The following is a 3174-nucleotide window of genomic DNA, read 5'->3' as shown; positions in this document are numbered from 1 at the left end:
TACGGATGTGCTTCTCCGTATACACCATGTTATCGGAGAGCTGCCCACGTATGGTTATCGTCGGGTATGGGCGCTGCTTCGCAGACAGGCCGAACTTGATGGTATGCCTGCGATCAATGCCAAACGTGTTTACCGGATCATGCGCCAGAATGCGCTGTTGCTTGAGCGAAAAACCGCTGTACCGCCATCGAAGCGGGCACATACTGGCAAAGTGGCCATGAAAGAAAGCAATCAACGATGGTGCTCTGACGGGTTCGAGTTCCGCTGTGATAACGGAGAAAAACTGCGAGTCACGTTCGCGCTGGACTGCTGTGACCGTGAGGCACTGTACTGGGCGGTCACTACGGGCGGCTTCGACAGTGAAACAGTACAGGACGTCATGCCAGGAGCGGTGGAACGCCGCTTCGGCAACGAGCTTCCGGCGTCTCCAGTAGAGTGGCTGACGGATAATGGTTCATGCTACCGGGCTAATGAAACACGGCAGTTTGCCCGGATGTTGGGGCTTGAACCGAAGAACACAGAGTTGAGTGCGTCTATCCTGGAGGACGTTGCTGTTGTGCCTCAAAAAGCCGTTCTGGTGCAGGGAACTATTCGTGATAATATTCTGTATGGAACCGATGACATTCTTCCCGATGATGAACTGTTTTGCATCCTGAATTCATTAGGGTTAATTAAAGAGGACTGCGGAGAACATTTCCTTGCTTTCCTAGACCGGGATATTAATCCTCTGGGTAGTGGTTTGAGTGGTGGAGAGATCCAGCGATTATGCATAGCCCGCGCCCTAGCCCGTAAGAAAAAGATTATCGTACTTGATGAACCCACGGCCTCTATTGGCGAAGAACTCGCGATAAAGATCATTACCTATATCCGGCAGCATTGCCCTACCGTTATTATTACAACTCATAATCCACGAATTCTGGAGCTCGCCGATCATTTTTTTGATGGTATGTCAAAGTCTTGCGTCATTGCTGGAGAAGGCAGAGACCAATAAACCACACACGTTAATTCATTTATATCTAATCGGGGTTGTACGCCGGAAACGCCGAAATTTCCGATACAGCGAATTTGTTGATTTTTGAAGCATGTTTGGAAGGTTTTGACGTGTACGTTTATGGTGCAGTAAGTGAGAATTTATTCGTACCAGCCATATGATACGTTACGGGCAGTGATTTTTCGCGCTAGACAGCTATTTGGGGTTTGGGGAGTAGTGGAACTCAAAAGGCGGTTAAGCGGTTCAATTGAATGGTCAATAACAGGTAAATCAATCTGTTGAGATCAACAACGTCGTTTGTTCCGCAAACGGCCAGGATGAGTAAAGCCAACTTGGCCCCCCCCAAAACAGATAGCCAAGAACGCAGATTCACGATGTAAATTGGCTGGTTGATTTTTGGCTATTTAAAATGACCGCTTAACGGCGGTTATTGTTCCACTGAGCCTCAAACCCCGAAACCTGGATTTTTCCGCGACCAGTAACGGCGTGGGTTGTCACATAAACGACCGATTGAGTGACTGTCACTGAAACAACGATTTCTGCATCAGATTTCGTCACATAACCCGTCACCTATTCAACGTCATGCAAATCTGTCAATTACTGGCTTTGGTTACGGAATTTTCTAGGTTTTCGGCTTAGAACCCCAAATAGTCTTAACGTGGTTTATTTTCCGAATTTCAAGCGCCCCCCTGGATGAGCGTGATGATTACTGGCGGACCTTTGACGTTCCAGCAAATTCCCCTGTTCCACATAGGTTTCCAGATATGACCGGTTATTTTCACGTTCGGTGTACGTGTTACAGCTGCAAATAATACAGGTGCATTATCAATATCATCAGGGATAAAATTGTAAGATCGTGGAAAATGTTTATTCATAGCCCGGATGATGGCTGTCTGTGCATCCTTTGTTCGGGCGCGGTGTTTCCATTCACGCCAGCCATCCACCTCAGAAATAATAACAGTAATCATCAAAACCTCGTGTCGTTACTCAATTTTGATTCCATAGCGGGACAGCATTTCACATAATTATGCCCCGTTATGAATGCAGGCGTCCTTCAAATTGCTGTCCGGTGTGACAGTTTTCGATGGTTGGTTGCAACGAGCATCTTCTGTCTCTTTCATCCTGGCGTTATAACGCTGCGTGTGTTTTTCAAGTTTTGCCTGCGCATACAGCGCTTCTTCCTCCGTTACAGTTCCATGAACTTTGCCATCCAGACCATAACGCGGAGTACCTGCGACTGATATACGCTGCAGATATTTGTAACCGCCAGTAATCATCCTTACAGCACAATTCCATTCTTTTACAGTTAGTCCACACTCAGGACTGGCCGAAATAAAAGCCATGACATCCTTTGAGATGCCTATTTTAAATGCATGATATCCCCCCTCTTCAGCCCGTAACTGAGGGAATGTTTTTTTAACACAGTCCAGACTGTGTCGGATAAACTCATGATTCCATCTATTGTTCTTCTTTTTTTTCTTCTTCTTACGTCCTGTTTTTTTCTGTTGTTCCGGGGAACCGGCCACTGTGGCTGGTATTTCAGGAGGTAATGAGTCGGTTTTAAATTCCATTACTGGCGCTGGTTTTATATCATCAGGAACTGCCTGTACAGCATCATCCTGATGAGAAAGAATTCGTCTTTTTTTCTTAATAATAACAACAGGTGACGGTTTCTTTGTAACACTGCCCATATACACACCTCTGCGTATCGTTAATATATAATGCACGACATACAGATAGTATATATCTGAGTCGGTAAAGTCACCAACAGAAGAATAATAACATGTATTTCATTACTGTTCGCGAATTATCACTCTGGATTCCTTCCTGGTGACATAAGTACAGTTATCAGGTACATCTCCCATAATAAAAGACATTGCCCCGATTTTAACATTACTTCCGATTTTCACATTTAACCCAATAATACATGTATGGGCACCAATATCGACATTATCACCAATAACAATATAGTTTTCCCTACTGTCAGAAACCTTTTCACCAATGGTTGTATTCTGCCGTATAATGACATTCTCACCGATATCAACATTACCATGAATGACGATTCCTGCATGGGTAATGACTCCAACTTATTGATAGTGTTTTATGTTCAGATAATGCCCGATGACTTTGTCATGCAGCTCCACCGATTTTGAGAACGACAGCGACTTCCGTCCCAGCCGTGC

The 3174-nt window shown here is 45.1% G+C and carries 4 protein-coding genes and 2 pseudogenes; 2 read left to right on the top strand and 4 right to left on the bottom strand.

The window, feature by feature from the left end:
* Positions 1-520: pseudogene (locus ACJHYR_RS27300) on the top strand (DDE-type integrase/transposase/recombinase); the annotation flags it as partial.
* Positions 494-991, top strand: coding sequence for an ATP-binding cassette domain-containing protein (locus ACJHYR_RS27295; RefSeq protein WP_032297276.1), 498 nt, complete (start codon positions 494-496; stop codon positions 989-991). The pseudogene ACJHYR_RS27300 and the gene ACJHYR_RS27295, both read left to right, overlap by 27 nt.
* 677 nt (positions 992-1668) lie before the next feature.
* Here ACJHYR_RS27295 and ACJHYR_RS27290 read toward each other — a convergent pair.
* From ACJHYR_RS27290 to ACJHYR_RS27275, 4 genes and pseudogenes are all read right to left on the bottom strand, one after another.
* Positions 1669-1959 (bottom strand): hypothetical protein, encoded by a 291-nt coding sequence (locus ACJHYR_RS27290; RefSeq protein ID WP_000633743.1) that lies wholly within the window; start codon positions 1957-1959, stop codon positions 1669-1671.
* Between the two features lie 57 nt (positions 1960-2016).
* A complete protein-coding gene (locus tag ACJHYR_RS27285) occupies positions 2017-2682 on the bottom strand; it encodes a ProQ/FINO family protein (protein WP_000536047.1) in 666 nt (221 codons plus the stop codon).
* A gap of 102 nt (positions 2683-2784) precedes the next feature.
* Positions 2785-3063, bottom strand: a pseudogene (locus tag ACJHYR_RS27280) (serine acetyltransferase); the annotation flags it as partial.
* A gap of 15 nt (positions 3064-3078) precedes the next feature.
* Positions 3079-3174 (bottom strand): IS1 family transposase (locus tag ACJHYR_RS27275; RefSeq protein ID WP_000851394.1); only part of this gene is annotated, 96 nt, incomplete at its 5' end.

Source organism: Escherichia sp. WS1450, from assembly GCF_046487395.1.
GTDB lineage: Bacteria > Pseudomonadota > Gammaproteobacteria > Enterobacterales > Enterobacteriaceae > Escherichia > Escherichia coli.
The sequence above is the reverse complement of the archived record's forward strand: the minus strand, read 5'-3'. Positions and strand labels throughout refer to the sequence as shown.